At 73.7% G+C, this 18938-nt stretch carries 18 protein-coding genes; 7 read left to right on the forward strand and 11 right to left on the reverse strand.

Annotated features, from left to right (window positions below):
* The 6 genes from cimA to Q1V71_RS01415 all read right to left on the reverse strand — a co-directional run.
* A partial coding sequence (gene cimA / locus Q1V71_RS01390) for a citramalate synthase (RefSeq protein ID WP_300639695.1) occupies positions 1-1206 on the reverse strand: 1206 nt, incomplete at its 3' end.
* 208 nt (positions 1207-1414) lie between these two features.
* Entirely contained in the window at positions 1415-3184 is a 1770-nt protein-coding gene (locus Q1V71_RS01395; protein ID WP_300639698.1) for a protein kinase, read from the reverse strand.
* A gap of 51 nt (positions 3185-3235) precedes the next feature.
* Complete coding sequence (locus tag Q1V71_RS01400; protein WP_300639701.1) at positions 3236-4588, reverse strand: metallophosphoesterase; 1353 nt, start codon at positions 4586-4588, stop codon at positions 3236-3238.
* A gap of 138 nt (positions 4589-4726) precedes the next feature.
* Entirely contained in the window at positions 4727-5815 is a 1089-nt protein-coding gene (locus Q1V71_RS01405; RefSeq protein WP_300639703.1) for a branched-chain amino acid aminotransferase, read from the reverse strand.
* A gap of 131 nt (positions 5816-5946) precedes the next feature.
* Positions 5947-7038: a 3-isopropylmalate dehydrogenase gene (locus Q1V71_RS01410; protein ID WP_300639706.1), complete on the reverse strand. Its 1092-nt coding sequence runs from the start codon at positions 7036-7038 to the stop codon at positions 5947-5949.
* Positions 7039-7048: 10 nt separating this feature from the next.
* Complete coding sequence (locus tag Q1V71_RS01415; RefSeq protein ID WP_300639708.1) at positions 7049-7174, reverse strand: hypothetical protein; 126 nt, start codon at positions 7172-7174, stop codon at positions 7049-7051.
* A gap of 466 nt (positions 7175-7640) precedes the next feature.
* On the opposite strand from Q1V71_RS01415, the gene Q1V71_RS01420 reads away from it, so the two are divergent.
* Entirely contained in the window at positions 7641-8210 is a 570-nt protein-coding gene (locus tag Q1V71_RS01420) for an O-methyltransferase (protein ID WP_300639710.1), read from the forward strand.
* A gap of 58 nt (positions 8211-8268) precedes the next feature.
* On the opposite strand, the gene Q1V71_RS01425 is transcribed toward Q1V71_RS01420, so the two are convergent.
* Positions 8269-8943: a hypothetical protein gene (locus Q1V71_RS01425; RefSeq protein ID WP_300639713.1), complete on the reverse strand. Its 675-nt coding sequence runs from the start codon at positions 8941-8943 to the stop codon at positions 8269-8271.
* Positions 8944-9005: 62 nt separating this feature from the next.
* Between Q1V71_RS01425 and Q1V71_RS01430 the strand changes: the two genes are divergently transcribed.
* Positions 9006-10451 carry a PLP-dependent aminotransferase family protein gene (locus Q1V71_RS01430; protein WP_300639716.1) on the forward strand — a complete coding sequence of 482 codons (1446 nt, stop codon included), beginning with the start codon at positions 9006-9008 and terminating at the stop codon, positions 10449-10451.
* Positions 10452-10503: 52 nt separating this feature from the next.
* Positions 10504-10923 (forward strand): hypothetical protein, encoded by a 420-nt coding sequence (locus tag Q1V71_RS01435; protein WP_300639719.1) that lies wholly within the window; start codon positions 10504-10506, stop codon positions 10921-10923.
* A 21-nt stretch (positions 10924-10944) separates the two neighbouring features.
* On the opposite strand, the gene Q1V71_RS01440 is transcribed toward Q1V71_RS01435, so the two are convergent.
* Positions 10945-11916 (reverse strand): sigma-70 family RNA polymerase sigma factor, encoded by a 972-nt coding sequence (locus tag Q1V71_RS01440; RefSeq protein ID WP_300639721.1) that lies wholly within the window; start codon positions 11914-11916, stop codon positions 10945-10947.
* A 234-nt stretch (positions 11917-12150) separates the two neighbouring features.
* On the opposite strand from Q1V71_RS01440, the gene Q1V71_RS01445 reads away from it, so the two are divergent.
* Entirely contained in the window at positions 12151-12816 is a 666-nt protein-coding gene (locus tag Q1V71_RS01445; RefSeq protein ID WP_300639724.1) for a Type 1 glutamine amidotransferase-like domain-containing protein, read from the forward strand.
* Here the strand turns inward: Q1V71_RS01445 and arr are convergent.
* Positions 12813-13244: an NAD(+)--rifampin ADP-ribosyltransferase gene (gene arr / locus Q1V71_RS01450; RefSeq protein ID WP_367280114.1), complete on the reverse strand. Its 432-nt coding sequence runs from the start codon at positions 13242-13244 to the stop codon at positions 12813-12815. The genes Q1V71_RS01445 and arr overlap by 4 nt on opposite strands.
* 201 nt (positions 13245-13445) lie before the next feature.
* Between arr and Q1V71_RS01455 the strand changes: the two genes are divergently transcribed.
* Positions 13446-15080, forward strand: a complete 1635-nt coding sequence (locus tag Q1V71_RS01455; RefSeq protein WP_300639727.1) for an ABC-F family ATP-binding cassette domain-containing protein — start codon at positions 13446-13448, stop codon at positions 15078-15080.
* 19 nt (positions 15081-15099) lie between these two features.
* On the opposite strand, the gene Q1V71_RS01460 is transcribed toward Q1V71_RS01455, so the two are convergent.
* Positions 15100-15834: a DsbA family oxidoreductase gene (locus Q1V71_RS01460; RefSeq protein WP_300639730.1), complete on the reverse strand. Its 735-nt coding sequence runs from the start codon at positions 15832-15834 to the stop codon at positions 15100-15102.
* Between the two features lie 196 nt (positions 15835-16030).
* Here Q1V71_RS01460 and Q1V71_RS01465 point away from each other — a divergent pair, with 196 nt between their 5' ends.
* Positions 16031-16939 (forward strand): ABC transporter ATP-binding protein, encoded by a 909-nt coding sequence (locus Q1V71_RS01465; protein WP_300639733.1) that lies wholly within the window; start codon positions 16031-16033, stop codon positions 16937-16939.
* A complete protein-coding gene (locus tag Q1V71_RS01470) occupies positions 16936-17790 on the forward strand; it encodes an ABC transporter permease subunit (protein WP_300639736.1) in 855 nt (284 codons plus the stop codon). Before Q1V71_RS01465 ends, Q1V71_RS01470 begins: the two co-directional genes overlap by 4 nt.
* A 90-nt stretch (positions 17791-17880) precedes the next feature.
* On the opposite strand, the gene ilvC is transcribed toward Q1V71_RS01470, so the two are convergent.
* Positions 17881-18909, reverse strand: coding sequence for a ketol-acid reductoisomerase (ilvC, locus tag Q1V71_RS01475; protein ID WP_300639739.1), 1029 nt, complete (start codon positions 18907-18909; stop codon positions 17881-17883).
* Positions 18910-18938 lie beyond the last annotated feature (29 nt).

An 18938-nucleotide genomic window follows, 5' to 3' on the forward strand; every position in this document is an offset into this window, starting at 1 on the left:
GACCTCGAAGTACGCCGGTCGTACGCCGGAGACCTCCTCGGCCAGCAGCAGCTCGAAGGACGCGTCGGCCGCCTCGAAGGTGTACCCGCGCGACTCGAGGCTCTTCACCCGGGCGGTCACCCGGGAGACCAGCTGCTTGTCCCGGGACAGGTCGAAGCCGAGTTCGGCGCCCTTGAGCTCGATGCTGGCCCGCCCGGCCATGTCCGAGACCAGCAGCCGCATGTCGTTGCCGACCCGGGCCGGGTCGAGGTGCTGGTAGAGGTTCGGGTCGACCTTGACCGCCGAGGCGTGCAGTCCCGCCTTGTGGGCGAACGCGCTGACCCCGACGTAGGGCTGACGGGCCGACAGGGGCACGTTGGTGACCTCGGCGACCGCGTGCGCGATCCGGGTGGCCTCGGAGAGCAGGCCCGGGGGCAGGACGGCGCGGTCGAGCTTGAGCTCCAGGTTGGCGACGACGGAGATGAGGTCGGCGTTGCCGGTGCGCTCGCCGTAGCCGTTGATCGTGCCCTGGACGTGGGTCGCGCCGGCGTCGACGGCGGCCAGGGAGTTGGCGACCGCGCAGCCGGTGTCGTTGTGGCAGTGGATGCCGACGCGGCCGCCCGTGGAGGAGATGACGTCGTGGACCACGTCGCCGACCCAGCTCGGGAGCATCCCGCCGTTGGTGTCGCAGAGAGCGGCGACCTCGGCGCCCGCTTCGTACGCCGTGCGCAGCACCTCGATCGCGTAGTCCCGGTTCGCGCGGTATCCGTCGAAGAAGTGCTCGGCGTCGAGGAAGACCGTCTGGCCGTGCTCGCGCAGGTGCTCGATCGTGTCGCGCACCATCGCGAGGTTCTCCTCGAGCGTCGTGCGCAGCGCGAGCTCCACGTGCCGGTCGTGCGACTTCGCCACCAGCGTCACGACCGAGGCGCCGCTGTCGCGCAGCGCGGCGACCAACGGGTCGTCGGCCGCGGCGACGCCCGCCCTGCGCGTGGCGCCGAAGGCAGCGAGCCGCGCGTGCTGCAGGTCCAGCTCGCTCGCCGCACGCCGGAAGAACTCGGTGTCCTTGGGGTTGGCCCCGGGCCAGCCGCCCTCGATGAACCCCACGCCCAGACCGTCGAGCTGCCGGGCGATGTTGAGCTTGTCGGCGACGGAGAGGTTGAGCCCCTCCTGCTGCGCGCCGTCGCGCAGGGTCGTGTCGTAGACGTGGAACGCGCCGTGCAGGTCCATGGGTCGGTCTCCGGGTCGGGGCTGCGGGGTGCGGGCACAAAAAAACCTCTCGCGGACGAGAGGTGGCGCGGCCGGCGGGTGCCGGTCGCGCTAACGAATGATGCGGGTGTGCTGCACGCCTCGAGTGTGCCACGGATGTCCGGCTGGTGGGACGGGCGTCTCACGGGTGGGTCTCAAGGCTCGCTGCGCTCGCACCTCGACCCCGCTCTCAGCGCAGCGGCGAGGAGACCTCCGCGCCGGCGAAGGGCCGCGAGTCGAGCGGGGTCCAGTCGGTCCCCGAGAGCGCGACGTACGCCGCCGCGCCGATGAGCAGGGCGAGCACACCGACCCCGAACGCCCACGCGCCGGGGGTCGCGGAGACCGGGCGGACGCAGCGCCACAGGGGCGAGCGGACGCGGCTGCCTCCGGGCCCCCACCACAGCGAGCCGACGAGGACCGCGCCGGTGACGGCGAGGGTGGGTCGCACGTCGAGGGCCAGGGCGTAGCAGAGCAGACCGGCCGCGAGCGCCAGGCCGAGCGACCACAACTGCAGCACCAGCGTGGAGGGGATGGAGCGGAGCAGGTCCCACGGGGCTCCGAGGAGCAGCCGCGGGCCGTCGTACCAGCGCCGGCCGCGCACCTCGCGGCGCGCACCGACGGTGCTCGCCGCCAGCGAGCCGCTGCGCAGCAGCCAGGTCACCAGCAGCAGCCCGGACACGGTCAGCAGCGGGGCCGCGACGACCAGCACGGTGGCGGCAGCGCCGAGCAGCGCGACGAGCACGGCACGACGGCCCCGCTCGAGCACCGGCACGCGCGGTGCGGCGGGGTCCTCGTCCCAGCCGGGGTGGTCGGGCCACGGGTAGGGGTAGGGCTGGTCGTCGAACCGCTCGGGCCGCGCGTACGGGTCGTCGTCCCACACCGGGACGTGCTGGTGCCGGGTGTCCTCGTCGAAGGAGAGCACCCGGGTGCCCGGGGGGGCCTCGAGGGGCTCCTCCCCCACCCACGTCGGGTCGTACGGCGTCGCGGCCGGCTGCCACGGGAACGTCTCGTCCGGCTCCGCCGACCCCTGGTCGCCCGGCAGGTCGTCTGCCAGGCCGTCTGCCAGGTCGTCGGGCACGGGCGGCGGTGGGACGACCGCGCCACGCCCCAGGCGGCGGACCCGGGTGGTCTGGGGTCGCAACCAGTCCAGCACCTCCCACAGCTCGGGACGCCGGCCCGGGTCGGGGTCGAGGGCCGCGGCGACGACCCGCGCCAGGTCGCCGGTCAGCCCGGTGAGGTCGTGCTCGCCGCGGCGGACCCGGTCCATGACGGCGGCCGAGGGGCCGCGGCCGAAGGGGGCGCGGCCGGTGCCGGCGTACGCGACCGTGGCGGCCCAGGCGTGCACGTCGGAGGCCTCGGTGGCGTCGTCGCCGTGGAGGATCTCGGGCGCGAGGTAGCCCGGGGTGCCGATCAGCCACCCCGCCTGGGTCATCCGCGGGTCGTCGGCGAGCTTGGCCAGGCCGAAGTCGATGAGGATGGGCGTGCGGCCCTCCATCAGCACGTTGGAGGGCTTCACGTCGCGGTGCAGCACCCCCGCCGCGTGGACGGCGTCGAGCCCCTCGGCCAGGCAGCCGGCGAACCACAGCAGGTCGGCTCCGTGCAGCGGCCCCTCCTCCAGCACGTGGTCGTGCAACGAGAGTCCGGGGACGTAGCGGGTGGCGATCCACGGGACCTCGGCCCACGGGTCGGCGTCGACGATCTCGGCGACCCAGCGGCTGTGCACGCGCGAGAGCGAGTCGACCTCACGGTCCAGCCGGGCGCGGCCGTCGTCGTCGCCGACGACCTGGGGGCGCAGGACCTTCAGCGCGACCCGCTCGCCGTCCTCGCGGCGGGCGAGGTGGACCACGCCCATGCCGCCCTCGCCGATCTTGGTGAGCAGCTGGTAGCCGCCGACGAGCGGACCGGCGGACCGGGCTGCGGCGCCGCGGGCGGCAGCGGGCTCCTCGCGGCGGGTCGTCACCCGTCGAGGATACGAGGGCACCGGGTCCGGTGCCGGGACCTCAGCCCGGACTCAGGAGCCCGGCGTGCCGGGACGCGGAGCCTTGCGTGCCCTGCCGAGCAACCCGGTGGGCGGCTTCTGGTAGGCGTAGGGGTCGTTGGCCGGGTCGAACACGCCGAGCTTCTCGGTGCGGTTGAGGATCGTGCCGTCCTCCCACTCCATCCGTCCGCGCACGACGGGCAGGCTGTAGGAGATCCGGTTCGGCGCGAGCTTGGCGGCGTCGGTGGCCCAGATCCCGAGCTCCTCGCTCTGCGAGACCTGCGGCATCTCGTGGTACTCCAGCTCGACCCGTCCGCCCTTCCAGACCCGGCCCACGAGGTAGCTGAAGCCGTGGCGGTAGGTGCAGCCGTGCGAGATCTGCACCGGCTTGCGGGCGCCGGGCTGGATGGCGGTGGCGTCGTGCACCTCGCCGCAGAGGTAGAAGTCCGCCCCGGCGCGCTCCAGGGCCTGCCAGAACGCCGAGCGCTCCCCCTCGGGCATGTGCAGGTTGCCGGAGGCGAAGACCCGGTAGGGGCCCAGCGCCGGGATGTGCCCCTGGACGACCGCGACGCGGCCCTTGCGCTTGGCGCGCTTCACCTCCTTCTCCAGCCACTCCAGCTGGGGCCCGAAGACCCCGAGCCGCACCCCGTTGCCGGTGCGGTGGAAGACGTCGACGGTGATGAGGGTCATCACGCCGGCGAAGTCGACGGAGTAGGCGGTGAGCTCCTGCTGGCTGCCCACGGGGCGACGGCGGTGCACCGGCGCGCCGGAGGAACTGCGGGTGAAGTGGTCGGCCCACACGGACTTGGCGTGGTCGACGAGGTAGTAACGGTTGTCCGGCCTGCCCTTGTGGGTGCCGGAGGAGGACCAGCGCCGGTCGAGCGGGCCGCTGCGGTCGTCGAGGATCTCGTGGTCACCGATCGCGGGGTAGAGCGGGAGGTCGCGGTCGGCGAAGACCTTCTTGTAGTGCGAGTAGTAGACCTGGCCGGCCCGGGTGATCGCGCTGCGGCACATCGCGAGGCTGACCTCGTCGGTGCCCTGCGAGACCTGGCCGAAGATCTGCCGGCCGTAGGAGTCGATGTTCCAGCGGCCCTCGACCTGGTCACCGGCGACGAGGACGGCGTCGGGACGGTGGGCGGCGACCGCGGTCAGGCAGGTGTCGGTGGCGAGCTGCCACCACTGGTTCCAGGAGTTCATGCCGCCGTCCCACGTGGACAGGCCGCGCAGGTCGGCCACGTCGGCGTTGAAGAAGTCGGGCATGGAGACGAACGTGAAGTCCGGCGGCCCGGACAGGTCCACCGCACCCGCGAGGGAGAGGGCCGTGCCCGTCGTACCGACCACCGCGGCGACGCCACCCGAGGCCAGCAGGCCGCGTCGTGTCCACACGTGGGTCTCCCGGGAGGTCTCGAAGGGGCACGCCGTCGGCCCGGCGCGCCTGCGTATTCAACAACGAGCCGGGGGCCGATCGGTCATCGCCACGTCGGCGGCAACGTAGGTTCTCGCCGAGCCGCCATGTGGGGTCGGTCAGCAGATCCGGTGCATCCAGCCGAAGGAGTCCTCGGCGCGACCGAACTGGACGTCCACGAGCTCGCGGCGGACCCGGGTCCACAGCGCGTCCTCGGCCTCGACTCCGGCCGCGGCGGGGGTGGACCCGCCGGCCCACTTGAGCTCCCCGACGGGCGTGACGACCGCGGCGGTGCCACAGGCGAAGACCTCGGTGATCGCGCCGGAGGCGACGCCGTCCTTCCACTCCTGGATCGAGAAGCGGCGCTCCTCGACCCGGTGGCCGAGCTTGCCGAGCAGCTCGATGATCGAGGCGCGGGTGATGCCCTCGAGGATCGTGCCGGTCGCCGGGGTGACCACGTGGCCGTCGGCGTGCACGAAGTAGAGGTTCATCCCGCCGAGCTCCTCGACGTAGGTCAGCTCCTGGGCGTCGAGGAAGACGACCTGGTCGCAGCCCTGGGCGATGGCCTCCTGCTGCGCGACGAGCGAGGAGGCGTAGTTGCCGCCGGTCTTGGCCGCGCCCATGCCGCCGCGGCCGGCCCGGGTGTACTCCTCGGTGAGCCACAGCGTCACCGGCTTGACCCCGCCCTTGAAGTAGGCGCCGGCGGGGCTGGCGATGACCATGAAGGTGACGTGCTGGGCCGGGCGCACCCCGAGGAAGACCTCGGAGGCGAACATGAAGGGCCGGATGTAGAGGCTCTTCTCGCCGCCGTCGGGCACCGGCACCCAGCGCTCGTCGGCCTGGACGAGCGCGTCGACGCAGGCCACGAAGTCCTCGACCGGGAGCTCGGGCAGGGCAAGCCGCTGGGAGGAGCGCACCATCCGCGCGGCGTTCTCCTCGGGGCGGAACGACCACACCGAGCCGTCGGGGTGGCGGTAGGCCTTCATCCCCTCGAAGGTCTCCTGGGCGTAGTGCAGCACCGCGGCGGCGGGGTCGATCGAGAGCGGGGCGTAGGGCTCGATCCGCGCGTCGTGCCAGCCGGCGTCGGGGGTCCACTCCACGGTGAGCATGTGGTCGGTGAAGTGGTTGCCGAACCCGGGGTTGGCCAGGATCTCGGCGAGCCTCTCCTCGCTGGTGGGGCTGCTCGAGCGCGTGGTGCGGATCTGCATGGGCGTCACGGTAGTCGACCTCTCTCGGGGCTGGCGCTCCGGACGAGCGCGGGAAATGCGCGACCGCCGGGACCCTCGGTGGGAGGTGCCCGGCGGTCGCGGTGCAGCGGGGTGCTGGCGTGCGGCGGGGCTCAGCCTGCTACGCGCGCGGCGATCGCGTCGCCGACCTCGGACGTACGCCGCGGGGCGGAGTCGCCCGCCGCAGCGCGCTCGGAGAGGTCGTCGAGGACGGCCCGCTCGACGGTGGCCGCGGCCTCGGGGTGGCCGAGGTGGTCCAGCAGCAGCGCGGTCGAGAGGATCGCGGCGGTCGGGTCGGCCTTCTGCTGGCCGGCGATGTCCGGGGCCGAGCCGTGGACGGGCTCGAACATCGAGGGGGCGGTGCGGTCGGGGTTCACGTTGCCCGAGGCAGCCAGCCCGATGCCACCGGTGATGGCGGCGGCGAGGTCGGTGATGATGTCGCCGAAGAGGTTGTCGGTGACGATCACGTCGAACCGCTGGGGGTTCGTGGTCATGTGGATCATCGCGGCGTCGATGTGCATGTAGTCGACGGTGACGTCCGGGTGCTCGGCGGCGACCTCCTGGGTCAGCCGCCACCACACCGATCCGGCGTGGACGAGCACGTTGGTCTTGTGGACCAGCGTGAGGTGCTTGCGGGGGCGCTTGCTCGCGCGGGCGAAGGCGTCGCGGACGACCCGCTCGACGCCGTACGCCGTGTTGACGCTGACCTCGGTGGCCACCTCGGCCGGGGTGCCGACGCGCAGCGCGCCGCCGTTGCCGGTGTAGGGGCCCTCGGTGCCCTCGCGGACGACCACGAAGTCGACCTCCTCGCCCTTGAGCACGGCCTCCGAGAGCGGCGAGGTGACGCCGGGGAAGATGCGCGAGGGGCGGAGGTTGACGTAGTGGTCGAGCTCGAAGCGCAGGCGCAGCAGCAGGCCGCGCTCGAGGATGCCCGGGGGCAGGTTGGGGTCGTTGGGCTTGCCGCCGACCGCGCCGAGGAGGATCGCGTCGTGCCCGCGGATCTCGCGGAGCACGGTGTCGGGCAGGACCTCGCCGGTGGCGAGGTAGCGCTCGGCCCCCAGGTCGTAGCGGGTCTGCTCGAACTTCAGCCCCGACGGCGCGGCGGCCTCGAGGACCTTGAGGGCCTCGGGGGTCACCTCCTGACCGATGCCGTCGCCGGGGATGACGGCGAGCTGGATCGAACCGGCGGTGTCGGGAGAAGTCATGGGGTGGACGCTAGTTGTCGTCGGGGCGCTGGCCGCCGTTGTCCCGCAGGTCGAGCGCGTGCTGCAGGGCCTCGCGGCTGCGCGGGTTCTCGGGGTTGTGGGCCGCAGGGCCCCACTCGGGGTACATGTCGTACATCGGTCGTGTCCTCTCGCGTGCGTCGTCTCCCCGCCGCGAAAGCGGTGGGGGTGCCCGGGCCGGTGCCGGGGATGACTGCACGGTGGGGACTGCTCGTCGCGTGGGTCGCACGGACGGGTCTGACCGGTGTCAGGAGCGGGTCGCGCGTGCTGGCGCCGGCGTACCCGCCGCGAAGTCATCTCACAGCTGCGGATCGAGCGTCTCTCCCCGGCCGTGCCGAGATCGGCGTACCGAGAGGGAGAGGGGTGTGAGACCGGGTGCGCACCAACGCCGACCACCGCGGCGAGGTGGCCTCACTGCAGTCAGATCTGCTGGGCCCCGCCGCGGCGCTCGAGAATTACGAGGATGCTCCGCATGGTGCCTCGAGGATAGGCACGCACCCGCGCCTCGGCCACCCCTTTCCCCACATCGTCCGCCATGTGGGACGCCCGTCCCGCGGAGGGAGACACCGGGGTGGACTGGACAGGTGAGCGCCTCCCCGGACCTTCCCGACGTCGTCGAGCGCGCCTTCCAGGTCTCGCGCCGGGCCGGCTACGTGTCCTTCTGCCGCAACGAGACCGGCCGGCTGCTGGCGATGCTCGCCGCGACCCGGGACGGAACGATGGCGGAGTTCGGCACCGGCTGCGGCGTCGGCACCGCCTGGCTGCGCTCGGGCGTGCGCGGGGAGAAGGCGCGGATCGTCACCGCCGAGCTGGACCCCAAGCTCGCGAAGGCCGCAGGAGAGATCTTCGCCGAGGACGATCAGGTCGAGGTGCTGGCCGCCGACTGGTCGACCCTGCTGGACCGCGGGCCCTACTCGCTGCTCTTCCTCGACTCCGGCCAGCCCGGCCAGGTCTCCGTAGACGCGGTGGCCGACCTGGTCGAGGACGGCGGCATCGTCGTGCTCGACGACTTCACCCCGTGCGAGGTCTGGCCCCCCATCACCTACGGGCGGGTCGACACGCTGCGCGAGGAGTGGCTGACCGACCCCCGCTTCACCGCGGTCGAGGTCATGGTCGCCTCCGACGCCTCCACGATCATCGCGACGAAGCGCTGACCGTCCGGCACCGCCGAGCCGGCAGTTCTGAACCCTCCACCCCTCACTTCTGCTCGCGTCAGGGTTCGCAGCTGACGGCTCGAGGGTTCGAAGCTGACGGTTCGGCGGTGAGGGCGACCACGAAGGTGGGCAGCAGGGCCTGGGTGACCGGGCCGATCGCGAGCGCGTAGACCACGGTGCCCAGGCCGGCGGTGCCGCCCAGCAGCAGCCCGATCACCACGACGGTGACCTCGAGGGCGGTGCGGACGAGCCGGATCGAGAGGCCGGTACGCCGGTGCAGGCCGGTCATCAGCCCGTCGCGCGGTCCCCGGCCGAGCTGGGCACCGATGTAGGCAGCGGTCGCCACCCCGTTGAGCAGCACCGCGGCGACCATGGCCACCCCGCGCACCGCGAGGTCGTCCAGCGGACCGACCAGGGAGAGCGTGGCGTCGGCGGCCAGGCCGATGACCAGGGCGTTCGAGACCGTGCCGAGTCCCGGGACCTCGCGCAGCGGGATCCACAGCAGCAGCACGAGCAGGCTGACCAGGATGATCGCCTGGCCCAGGCTCATCGGCAGGTGCCGGGCGAGCCCCTGGTGGAGGACGTCCCACGGCGCCGCGCCGAGGCCCGCGCGCACCAGGAGCGCCAGCGAGGCGCCGTACAGGACCAGGCCGAGGTAGAGCTGGACCAGGCGGCGCGGGAGCCGACCCGCGCGCAGCTGCGCGATCGGGCCGAGGTCGGACAGGAGCTGCATGCGCTTCATGGTGCGTGAGATTGGACTGTTGTGACATAGCCAATCGTGGTTCAGTGGTCTGCATGACCCAGGCCACCCAGTCGCTCTCGGCCGCCCGTGTCGCCGCGCTCGTCGAGGGCTTCGACCGCTCCCCCGCCTACGCCGGGCTGGCCGACTCCCTCGTGCTGCTCATCGGCGACGGGCGGATCGCCAGCGACGTGCGGCTGCCGAGCGAGCGGGAGCTGACCGACGCGTTGGGCGTCTCGCGCACGACCGTGACGCGGGCCTACCAACAGCTGCGCGACTCCGGGTACGCCGTGGCGCGGCAGGGCGCCGGCACCTTCACCCGGGTCCCGGGCGGGCGGGCGCGCACCCGCGACCGCGCCCTCACCCCCGACCAGCTGGTGGGCGACCACCCCGACGGGATCGACCTCGGCTGCGCGGCGCCCGCGGCCCCGGCGGGGTTGGCGGCGGCGTACGCCGAGGCGGTCGCCGAGCTGCCGGCGTACCTCGGCGGCCACGGCTACTTCCCGACCGGGCTCCCGCACCTGCAGGCCGAGGTGGCCCGTGGCTTCGAGGCGCGCGGGCTGCCGACCGACCCCGACCAGGTGATCATCACGCCCGGAGCGCTGTCGGGCGCGGCGATCGTCGCGCAGGCACTCGCCCGGCGCGGGGACCGGGTGCTGGTGGAGTCACCGGTCTACCCCAACGCGACCCTCGCCCTGCGCAACGCGGGCGGCCGACTGGTCGGTGCCCCCGTCGACCCCGAGGGCTGGGACCTCGCCGCCATCGGCGCACAGCTGCGCCAGGTCCGCCCGGCGCTGGCCTACCTCGTGCCGGACTTCCAGAACCCCACCGGCCACCTCATGACCGACGCCCAGCGCGACGAGTACGCCGGGCACCTGCGCGCCGCGGGCACGGTCGCGGTCGTGGACGAGTCGCTGCAGGCCTTGGCGCTGGACGGCCAGGAGATGCCGCGGCCCTTCGCGGCGCACTCCCCCGACGCGATCACCATCGGCAGCGCGAGCAAGGCGCTGTGGGGAGGGCTGCGGCTGGGATGGGTGCGCGCGCCCCGCGGGCTGGCCGAGGAGCTGACCCGTGCCCGGCTCAGCCTCGACCTGGGATCGCCCGTGCTGGAGCAGCTGGTGCTGGCACGGCTGCTCGCGGGCGGGCCGGTGCTGCCCGACCAGCTGGTGCGGCTGCGCGAGCAGCGCGCGGCCCTGCTCGAGGCGCTCACCGAGCAGCTGCCCGAGTGGCGCTGGGTGCGGCCCGGGGGCGGTCTCGCGGTGTGGTGCACGCTGCCGCGCGGCAGCGCCCTGGCGATCGCCGACGCCGCCGAGCGGGTCGGTGTCGGGCTGACGCCCGGACCGCTCTTCGCGGCCGAGGGCGGGCTGGACCGGTTCGTGCGCATCCCCTGGACCCGCCCCGCCGAGGAGCTGCGCACCGCCGTGGCCCGGCTGGCCGAGGTCTGGCAGGCGCTGCCCGACACGCCGGTCCGGCAGCGGCCGGGTCGGGTGCTCGTCGCCTGAGGAGGAGGCCGTGGGGCTCCGGCCCGCGACGCAGCGGTGGGACAGTGGCCCGGTGACGACGCGCGAGGACCTGGTGGCCGGGAGGTACATGGCCTTGACGACGTACCGACGCACCGGCGAGGCGGTCACCAGCCCGGTGTGGGTGGTGCCCGTCAGCGACGGCAGGGTGGGCTTCTGGACCTCGGCGCGCAGTGGCAAGACCAAGCGGCTCGACCACACCGAGCGGGTGCGCGTGCAGCCCTCGTATGCGCGGGGCCGGGTCGTGGCCGGCTCGCACCCGCTGGACGGGACGGCCGAGATGGTGCGCTCGGGCGGGTTCTTCGACGAGGTGCACGCCAAGGTCCGGGAGAAGTACGGCGTCATGACCACCGTCACCCGGTTGCTGGCCAGGGTGGGGCCCCAGGGCCGGAAGGGCCTGTCCTACGCCGACACCGTGGTGCTCGTGCGGCTCGACGGCCAGCCCGGGCCCTAGCCGAGTGCCCTTCGCTGGGGACTACCCCTCGACCGCCCCCCGGGGGTCGAGCACGTCGCGGGCGTCCAGCGCTCGGCGCAGGTCGTCCAGCAGCTTGCGCAGCAGCCGCGAGACCTGGGTCTGGGTCACGCCCAGGACCTCGCCGATCTCGGACTGGCTGAGCTCCTCGACGAAGCGCAGGTGCAGCAGCTGCTGCTCGCGGGGGCCGAGGGCTGCGATGAGGGGGCGGAGCACGAGGTGGTCGTCGACCCGCTCGAGCCGGTCGCCCTCGCCCAGCAGGTCGCTGATCCTGGCGGTGCCCGTCGGACCGACGGGAGCGTCGAGCGAGGTCGCGTGCATGGCCGCCGAGGCCTGCAGCGCCTCCTCGCAGGTGCGCTCGTCGACGCCGAGCCGCTCGGCGAGCTCCGCAGTGGTCGCGGGCCGGCCGAGCTCCTGCTCGACCTCCTCGCGCAGGGCCCGCACCTGGGCGCTCAGCTCCTGCAGCCGCCGCGGGGGCCGCACCACCCAGGAGTGGTCACGGAAGTAGCGCTGCACCTCGCCGCGGATGGTCGGCACCGCGAAGCTCAGCAGGTCCTCGGCCTGGGCCGGGTCGAAACGGTGGACGGCCTTGCAGAGCCCTTCGTACGCCGCCTGCTGGAGGTCCTCGGAGGACAGCCCGCGGCGGCGGTAGCGCGCGGCAACGGCCTCGGCGACCGGCATGTTGGCGTCGACCACGCGAGCGAGCACCGGCCGCCGCACCTCCTCGGGGAGTCCGTGGGCGAAGACGAGCAGCGCGCTGGTGGCGCGCCGGCGGGGATCGTGCTCGACGGGCGCGGTCGTGCGCTCGGCGGTGCCGTCGACCGCGTACAGCCGGGTCGTGGTGCCCTCGCCTGGGGTCGGGGGTGCCGGGGTCACCCGGGGCGGGGCGACGGTGGAGCCCGACCGGCGCCCCAGTGACGGGCGGGACGCGGGAGCGGGCGTGGCGGGACGGAGCGGGAGCGGGGCGATGCTCATGGTGGGAGGGTCCTCCGGGCTGGACACTGACCGGGGAGCCGACGCTGCTGCAGCTCCCGCGTTGAGGGCGTCCTTCCCCCGTCGTCGCGGAAGTATGCACAAAGATTCGACAGATCTCCCTTCGGGCGTAGGCCCCTGGGAGCGGCACGATGAGTCCTGCTCGCGGCGCCGGTCCACCTCCGCGGTGGCCCCGCACGGGCACCCGCCCCCGCACCGCGAGCCCGAGGAGACCCGATGAAGCTGCTGCTGACCTCCGGCGGCGTGACCAACGACAGCATCCGCACCGCGCTCGTCGACCTGCTCGGCAAGCCGGTCGAGGAGGCGGGCGCGCTGTGCATCCCGACCGCGATGTACGCCCACCCCTGGGTCGGCATGGGCGAGAAGCCCTGGCAGTTCGTCGCAGGCCGCGCGCAGAACCCCATGGTCGACCTCGGCTGGGCCTCCATGGGCCTGCTCGAGCTCACCGCGCTCCCGAGCATCGACCGCGACCTGTGGGAGCCGCGGGTGCGCGAGGTCGACGCGCTGGTCGTCGCCGGAGGTGACGTGCTCTACCTGGCGCACTGGCTGCGGGAGTCCGGGCTGCTGGAGGTGCTGCCAGGGCTCGAGGAGACCACATGGCTCGGCCTCAGCGCCGGCAGCATGGTGATGACCCCCGAGGTCGGGGAGGACTTCATCCAGTGGCGACCGCCGTCCGGCGACACGAGCACGCTCGGCTGGGCGGACTTCTCGATCTGCCCGCACCTGGCCGCCGACGGCGGGCCCGGCAACAGCCTCGACGAGGCCCGGTCGTGGGCCGCGGGCATCAGCGGCCCGGCGTACGCGATGGACGACGAGACGGCGGTCCGGGTCGTCGACGGCGAGGTCGCGTGGGTCTCGGAAGGGACCTGGCTGCAGCTCTAGTCGAGGATGACGTCGGCGCCCTGCTCGCGCAGGCGCTGCAGGCTCTCCAGCATCTGCGCCACGGCCTCGGGCGGGTGCGGCGCCCAGTCCTCGACCTCGCGCACGACCCGGAGCGCGCCCTCGGTGCGAAAGGACTGCGTGGGGTTGCCGGGGAACCTCTTGTCGGTGACGTTGGGGTCGTCCTCGAAGGGGCCGAGCGGTTCCACCTCGTAGACGTGGCCGGGGCCGTCCTCACCGCTCAGGGCGCAGGAGAGCTGGGCTCCCCAGGCGGCGGTCGTCACCAGGGTCGTGAAGTAGACGTGGCGCAGCACCCTCCCCTGCTGGTACGCCGAGGTGTAGCCGGTCCGCAGCTCCTCACCCGGTGCCAGCACCGCCCGGGTCCCGTGCAGGAACGGCCCCCGCACGTGGCCGTGGTCGTCGTAGGTCACCGCGCGACGCGGCTCGGCAGACAGCTCCACCCGGCCATCCTCGCCGAAAATCCCTCGCCGACGCACCCGCCCGCCACCTAGCCTCGTTCCGTCCCACCCCCTCCTGGCAGGAGGCGCCGTTGCTCGTGTGAGCACGCCGCCCCCGACCCCGGACGCCACGCGCTCCGGGGCCGACCCGACGTCTCGCACCCCAGGAGCGACATGCCCGCCACCACCCCTGCCTCGCCCCGCCCGCACGGCACTCCCCTGGCCACCCACGGCCTCGACCTCGTGCGACCCGACGGCACCACGACCCTGCGCGGCCTCGACCTGCTCGTCCCCGCGGGCCGCTCCGGCCTGGTCGGCGCCAACGGGTCGGGGAAGTCGACCCTGCTGCACCTGCTCGCCGGCCGGCTCGCACCGAGCGCGGGCCACGTGACCGGCCCGGACCCGAGCAGCATCGGCCTCCTGCCGCAGGACCTCGCGCTGCGGGTCGAGCAGCCGGTCGAGGACTTCCTCGGCCTCGGTGCGACCCGGCGCGCGCTGCGCCGGATCGAGGCCGGTTCGGTGGACCCGGCCGACTTCGACGCCGTCGGGGCGGACTGGGACGTGGACGAGCGCGCCCGTGCCCAGCTCGAGCGGCTCGGCCTGCCCGGAGGGCTGCTCGACCGCCGCGTCGGCGAGGTCTCCGGCGGGGAGGCGGTGCGGCTGGCGCTCGCCGGACTGCTCCTGGCCCGGCCCGACGTGCTGCTGCTGGACGAGCCGTCCAACAACCTGGACCGCGCCGCCCGCGCGGTGCTGCACGAGGTCGTCGGCTCCTGGTCGGGCACGCTGCTGGTCGTCAGTCACGACCGGGAGCTGCTCGAGCGGGTCGACCGGGTCGGCGAGCTCCGCACGCCGCGGCAGGGGCCCACGACGGTCGGCTGGTACGGCGGCGGCTGGTCGTCGTACGCCGCGCAGGTGGACGCCGAGCGCGAGGCGGCCGAGCACGCCGTGGCCGTCGCGCGCGCCGACGTACGACGTCAGCAGCGTGACCGGCGCACCACCGAGCAGCTGCTGGCGGCCCGCTCGCGGATGGCCCGCCGCGACGCGCCCGACACGACGAAGGCGGCCCGGGACTTCCTGCGCAACCGCGCCGAGAAGGGCGCCGGCAGCCTGCGCACCACCCAGGACCAGCGGCTCGAGCAGGCCCGCGAGCGACTGGGCACCGCCGAGCTCGCCGTGCGCGACGACTCCGCGATCCGGGTGGACCTGCCCGGCACGGCGGTGCCGCGCGGGCGCCGGGTGCTCACCACCGACGGGCTGGTGCTGCGCACCGGTCGACCGGTGGACCTGGAGCTGGCCGGGCCGGAGCGGGTCGCCGTCGTGGGCCGCAACGGCGCCGGCAAGTCCACGCTGCTGCACACCCTCGCGGGGCGGCTGGCTCCGCTGGCCGGCCGCGTCGCGGTGCACGTGCCGACCGCGCTGCTCCCCCAACGCCTCGACGTGCTCGAGGAGTCGCTGACCGTCGCCGGGAACGTCCACGCCGCCCACCCGGGAGCGACGGCCACCGAGGTCCGCGCGCTGCTCGCGCGCTTCCTCTTCCGCGGCGGCGCCGGCGACAAGCAGGTGTCGGCGCTCTCCGGCGGCGAGCGGTTCCGTGCCAGCCTCGCGACGCTGCTGCTGGCCGACCCCGCGCCGCAGCTGCTGCTCCTCGACGAGCCCACCAACAACCTCGACCTGGCGTCGTACGACGCCCTGGTGACCGCGCTGGCGTCCTACCGCGGCGCGCTCGTGGTGGTCAGCCACGACCCCGGGTTCCTCGAGGAGGTGGGGGTCGACCGGGTGCTGGACCTGGACGGACCCGCGGCCTGCTGAGCCGGGGGCGGGGGCTGCGTCAGCAGGCCGAGCCGTCGATGCCGCAGGCGTCACCGGCCGCACCGCCGACGGCCCCGCCCACGAGCCGCACCGGCGGGTGCGCCTCGGACCAGGCCCGGTCGAGCAGCCGGCTGAAGACCTCGGTGGGCTGCGCCCCGGAGACGGCGTAGCGCCGGTCGACCACGAAGAACGGCACGCCGCTGACCCCGAGGTCCTGGGCTGCGTCGATGTCCGCGGCGACCGCGTCGGCGTACTCCTCGCCCGCCAGCACCTCCTCGAGTCGCTCGGGGTCGAGATCCAGGGCGAGCGCCTCGCGGCGCAGCACCTGGTGGTCACCGATGTCGGCGGCGTCCTCGAAGTACGCCGAGAGCAGCGCCTCCTTGAGGCGGCCCTGCAGGTCGAGGCCCCCCTGGTCCAGGGCGAGGTGCAGCAGACGGTGGGCGTCGAGGGTGCTGGTGTGCACGGTCTCGAAGAGCCGGAAGGCCAGCCCCTCCTCGGCCGCGAGGTCGACGAGCTGCTGCTGCATGTCGCGCATCTCGTCCTCGGGGCGGCCGTACTTCCGGGCCAGCACGGGCGTGGTCAGCTGGCGCTCGGCACCGTGGCCGTGCGGCGGGGCCGAGGGGTCGAGCTGGAAGGAACGCCACACGACCTCCACCTGGTCGGCGTGCTCGAAGGACTCCAGCGCGCGCTCGAGGCGCCGCTTCCCGACGAAGCACCACGGGCAGACGACGTCGCTCCAGATCTCGATCCGCATGTGTGGTTGAACCCTCACCGACCGGCCCGCATTCCGCTCCAGGTGCCCGTCTTGGCCACAGGATCCCCACAACCCGGTACGCCGCCCGAGGCCACGACCCGGGGTCGACCTCAGGGTGGGCTCGGGGTCGCGCCAGGGGTCGGCTGGGTGGTGCTCCCCGATGTGCCGGACCCCTCGGCGCCGCGAGGCTCGACCCATGATCGAGATCCACGAGCTGACCAAGCGCTACGGCGACCACCTCGCCGTCGACCACGTGACCTTCAGCGCCCGCCCCGGGCGCGTGACCGGCTTCCTCGGCCCCAACGGCGCCGGCAAGTCCACCTCCCTGCGGATACTCGCCGGGCTCACCCCCGCCACCAGCGGGACGGCCAGCGTCCTGGGCCGCCGGTACGCCGACCTGCCCAACCCGGGCCTGGAGATCGGGGTCCTCCTCGACGCCTCCGCGCAGCACGCCGGCCGCACCGGCCGCGAGGTGCTGCGGGTGGCTGCCGAGACGATGGGGCTCCCCCGTGCCCGGGTAGCCGAGATGCTCGACCTGGTCTCCCTGACCGAGCAGGAGGCCGGCCGCCGCGTCCGCGACTACTCCCTCGGCATGCGCCAGCGCCTCGGCCTGGCGACCGCGTTGCTCGGCGACCCCGCCGTGCTCGTGCTCGACGAGCCGGCCAACGGGCTGGACCCGGCCGGCATCCGCTGGATGCGCGACCTGCTGCGCGACCACGCGCGGCGCGGCGGCACCGTGCTGCTCTCCTCGCACTTGCTGCACGAGATCGAGGTCATCGCCGACGACATCGTCGTGATCGGGCACGGCCGCGTCGTCGCGCAGGGCACCAAGGAGGAGCTCCTCCACGACGACCGCACCCTGGTGCGGGCTCCCGAGGTCGGTGCCCTCGCTGCCGCGCTCACCGCGGCCGGCTGGACCGTCGAGCGGGTCGACCCCGCCGACCCCACGGCGGGCCTGCGCACCGACGCCTCCCTGGCCACCACGGGCCAGGTCGCGCTCGCGGCCGGCCTCCCCCTGCTCGAGCTGCGCGCCGCCGACGGCGCCGGGCTCGAGGAGATGTTCCTCCAGCTCACCGCCGACACGCAGAGGGAGACCGCAGCATGAGCACCCTGACCACCCACACCGGCGACAGCCCCGCCACCACCGGGGCCGGGGCCGAGCGGGGCGGGTTCGTCCCGGCGTACGCCGCTCGTCCCGCCCCCGGACCCATCCCCTTCGCGCGGCTGCTCAAGGTCGAGCTGCGCAAGATGTTCGACACCCGCTCCGGGCTGTGGCTGATGGCCTCGATCGGCATCCTCGCCGCGCTGGCCTCGGCCGCGGTCGTGCTGTGGGCCCCCGACGACCAAGTCACCTACGAGACCTTCGCCGCCGCGGTCGGCTTCCCGATGGCGGTGCTGCTGCCCGTGATCGCCGTGCTGGCGGTGACCAGCGAGTGGAGCCAGCGCAACGGCCTGACCACCTTCACCCTCGTGCCGCACCGCGGCCGCGTCGTGGCCGCCAAGGCCGTCGGCGCGCTGCTCGTGGCCGTCGGGGGGATGCTCGTCGCAGCGGCTGTCGGCGTGCTCGGCAACCTCGTCGGGTCGGCCCTCAACGGCACCGACGCGATCTGGGACGTCAGCGTCTCCGACTTCGCCGCGATCGTGCTGGCCAACGTGCTCGGCGTCTTCCTGGGCTTCATGCTCGGCGCGGTGCTGCGCAGCTCGCCTGCGGCGCTGGTGGGCTACCTGGTCATCAGCTTCGTGCTGGTGCCGCTGACGATGGCGCTGGCCGCGGCCCAGGAGTGGTTCGCCGACATCCAGCCCTGGGTGGACTGGAACTTCACGCAGGGCCGGCTCTTCGAGGGCCTGCCCACCGACGGGGAGTACTGGGCGCAGCTGGGCGTCACCACCACCGTCTGGCTGCTCCTGCCGCTGGCCGGGGGCCTGTGGCGGCTGGTGCGGGCCGAGGTGAAGTAGCGACGGCCCACCACGACGTACGACGCAGCCGAGCCGGGCCCCTGTCAGGACCCGGCTCGGCTGTCGGCGCGTGGTGGTGCGGGCGCGCGGTCAGCGCGCGGCGGTGCCCTCGACGTAGTCGGAGTCGTGGCTCTTGACCCACGCCATGAGCTTGCGCAGCTCGCGACCGGTCTTCTCGATCGGGTGCTGCTCGCCCTGCTCGCGGAACTTCGTGAACTCCGGGGAGCCGTTGTCCATGTCGGTGATGAACCGCTCGGCGAAGGCGCCGTTCTTGATGTCCTCGAGGACGGCCTTCATGTTCTCCTTGACCCGCTCGTCGATGACGCGGGGGCCGGAGACGTAGTCGCCGAACTCGGCGGTGTCGGAGACCGACCAGCGCTGCTTGGCGATGCCGCCCTCGTACATCAGGTCGACGATGAGCTTCAGCTCGTGCAGGCACTCGAAGTAGGCCACCTCGGGCTGGTAGCCGGCCTCGATCAGGGTCTCGAAGCCGTACATGACCAGCTGCGAGGCGCCACCGCAGAGGACGGCCTGCTCACCGAACAGGTCGGTCTCGGTCTCCTCGGTGAAGGTGGTCTTGATGCCGCCGGCGCGCAGGCCGCCGATGCCCTTGGCGTAGGACAGCGCGAGCGGCCAGGCCTGGCCCGAGGCGTCCTTCTCGACGGCGACGAGCACGGGGACGCCGCGGCCGTCGACGTACTCACGACGCACGAGGTGGCCGGGGCCCTTGGGGGCGACCATGAAGACGTCGACGTCCTCGGGCGGGGTGATGTAGCCGAAGCGGATGTTGAAGCCGTGGCCGAAGACCAGGGTGTCGCCGGCCTTGAGGTTCGGGGCGATCTCGTCGGCGTACAGCTTCCGCTGGTGCTGGTCGGGGGCGAGGATGACGACCACGTCGGCCTCGGCGGCGGCCTCGGCCGGCGTCATGACCTTCAGGCCCTCGGCCTCGGCCTTCGCCCGGCTCTTCGAGCCCGGCTGCAGGCCGATGCGGACGTCGACGCCGGAGTCGCGCAGCGACAGCGAGTGGGCGTGGCCCTGGCTGCCGTAGCCGATCACGGCGACCTTCTTGCCCTGGATCAGGGACAGGTCGGCGTCGTCGTCGTAGAACATCTCAGCCACGGGGGCTTCTCCTTTGGTGTGGGTACTGC

The sequence above is a fragment of the Nocardioides sp. genome (assembly GCF_030149505.1).
Lineage (GTDB): Bacteria > Actinomycetota > Actinomycetes > Propionibacteriales > Nocardioidaceae > Nocardioides.

Excerpts from the sequence above, each read along its gene's own strand:
- Q1V71_RS01465 (WP_300639733.1), top strand. The coding sequence starts at position 16,031 with ATGATCGAGATCCACGAGCTGACCAAGCGCTACGGCGACCACCTCGCC.
- Q1V71_RS01445 (WP_300639724.1), top strand. The coding sequence starts at position 12,151 with ATGAAGCTGCTGCTGACCTCCGGCGGCGTGACCAACGACAGCATCCGC.
- Q1V71_RS01425 (WP_300639713.1), bottom strand. The coding sequence starts at position 8,943 with ATGCAGCTCCTGTCCGACCTCGGCCCGATCGCGCAGCTGCGCGCGGGT.
- Q1V71_RS01455 (WP_300639727.1), top strand. The coding sequence starts at position 13,446 with ATGCCCGCCACCACCCCTGCCTCGCCCCGCCCGCACGGCACTCCCCTG.
- Q1V71_RS01470 (WP_300639736.1), top strand. The coding sequence starts at position 16,936 with ATGAGCACCCTGACCACCCACACCGGCGACAGCCCCGCCACCACCGGG.
- Q1V71_RS01405 (WP_300639703.1), bottom strand. The coding sequence starts at position 5,815 with ATGCAGATCCGCACCACGCGCTCGAGCAGCCCCACCAGCGAGGAGAGG.
- Q1V71_RS01415 (WP_300639708.1), bottom strand. The coding sequence starts at position 7,174 with ATGTACGACATGTACCCCGAGTGGGGCCCTGCGGCCCACAACCCCGAG.
- Q1V71_RS01460 (WP_300639730.1), bottom strand. The coding sequence starts at position 15,834 with ATGCGGATCGAGATCTGGAGCGACGTCGTCTGCCCGTGGTGCTTCGTC.
- Q1V71_RS01430 (WP_300639716.1), top strand. The coding sequence starts at position 9,006 with ATGACCCAGGCCACCCAGTCGCTCTCGGCCGCCCGTGTCGCCGCGCTC.
- Q1V71_RS01410 (WP_300639706.1), bottom strand. The coding sequence starts at position 7,038 with ATGACTTCTCCCGACACCGCCGGTTCGATCCAGCTCGCCGTCATCCCC.
- Q1V71_RS01440 (WP_300639721.1), bottom strand. The coding sequence starts at position 11,916 with ATGAGCATCGCCCCGCTCCCGCTCCGTCCCGCCACGCCCGCTCCCGCG.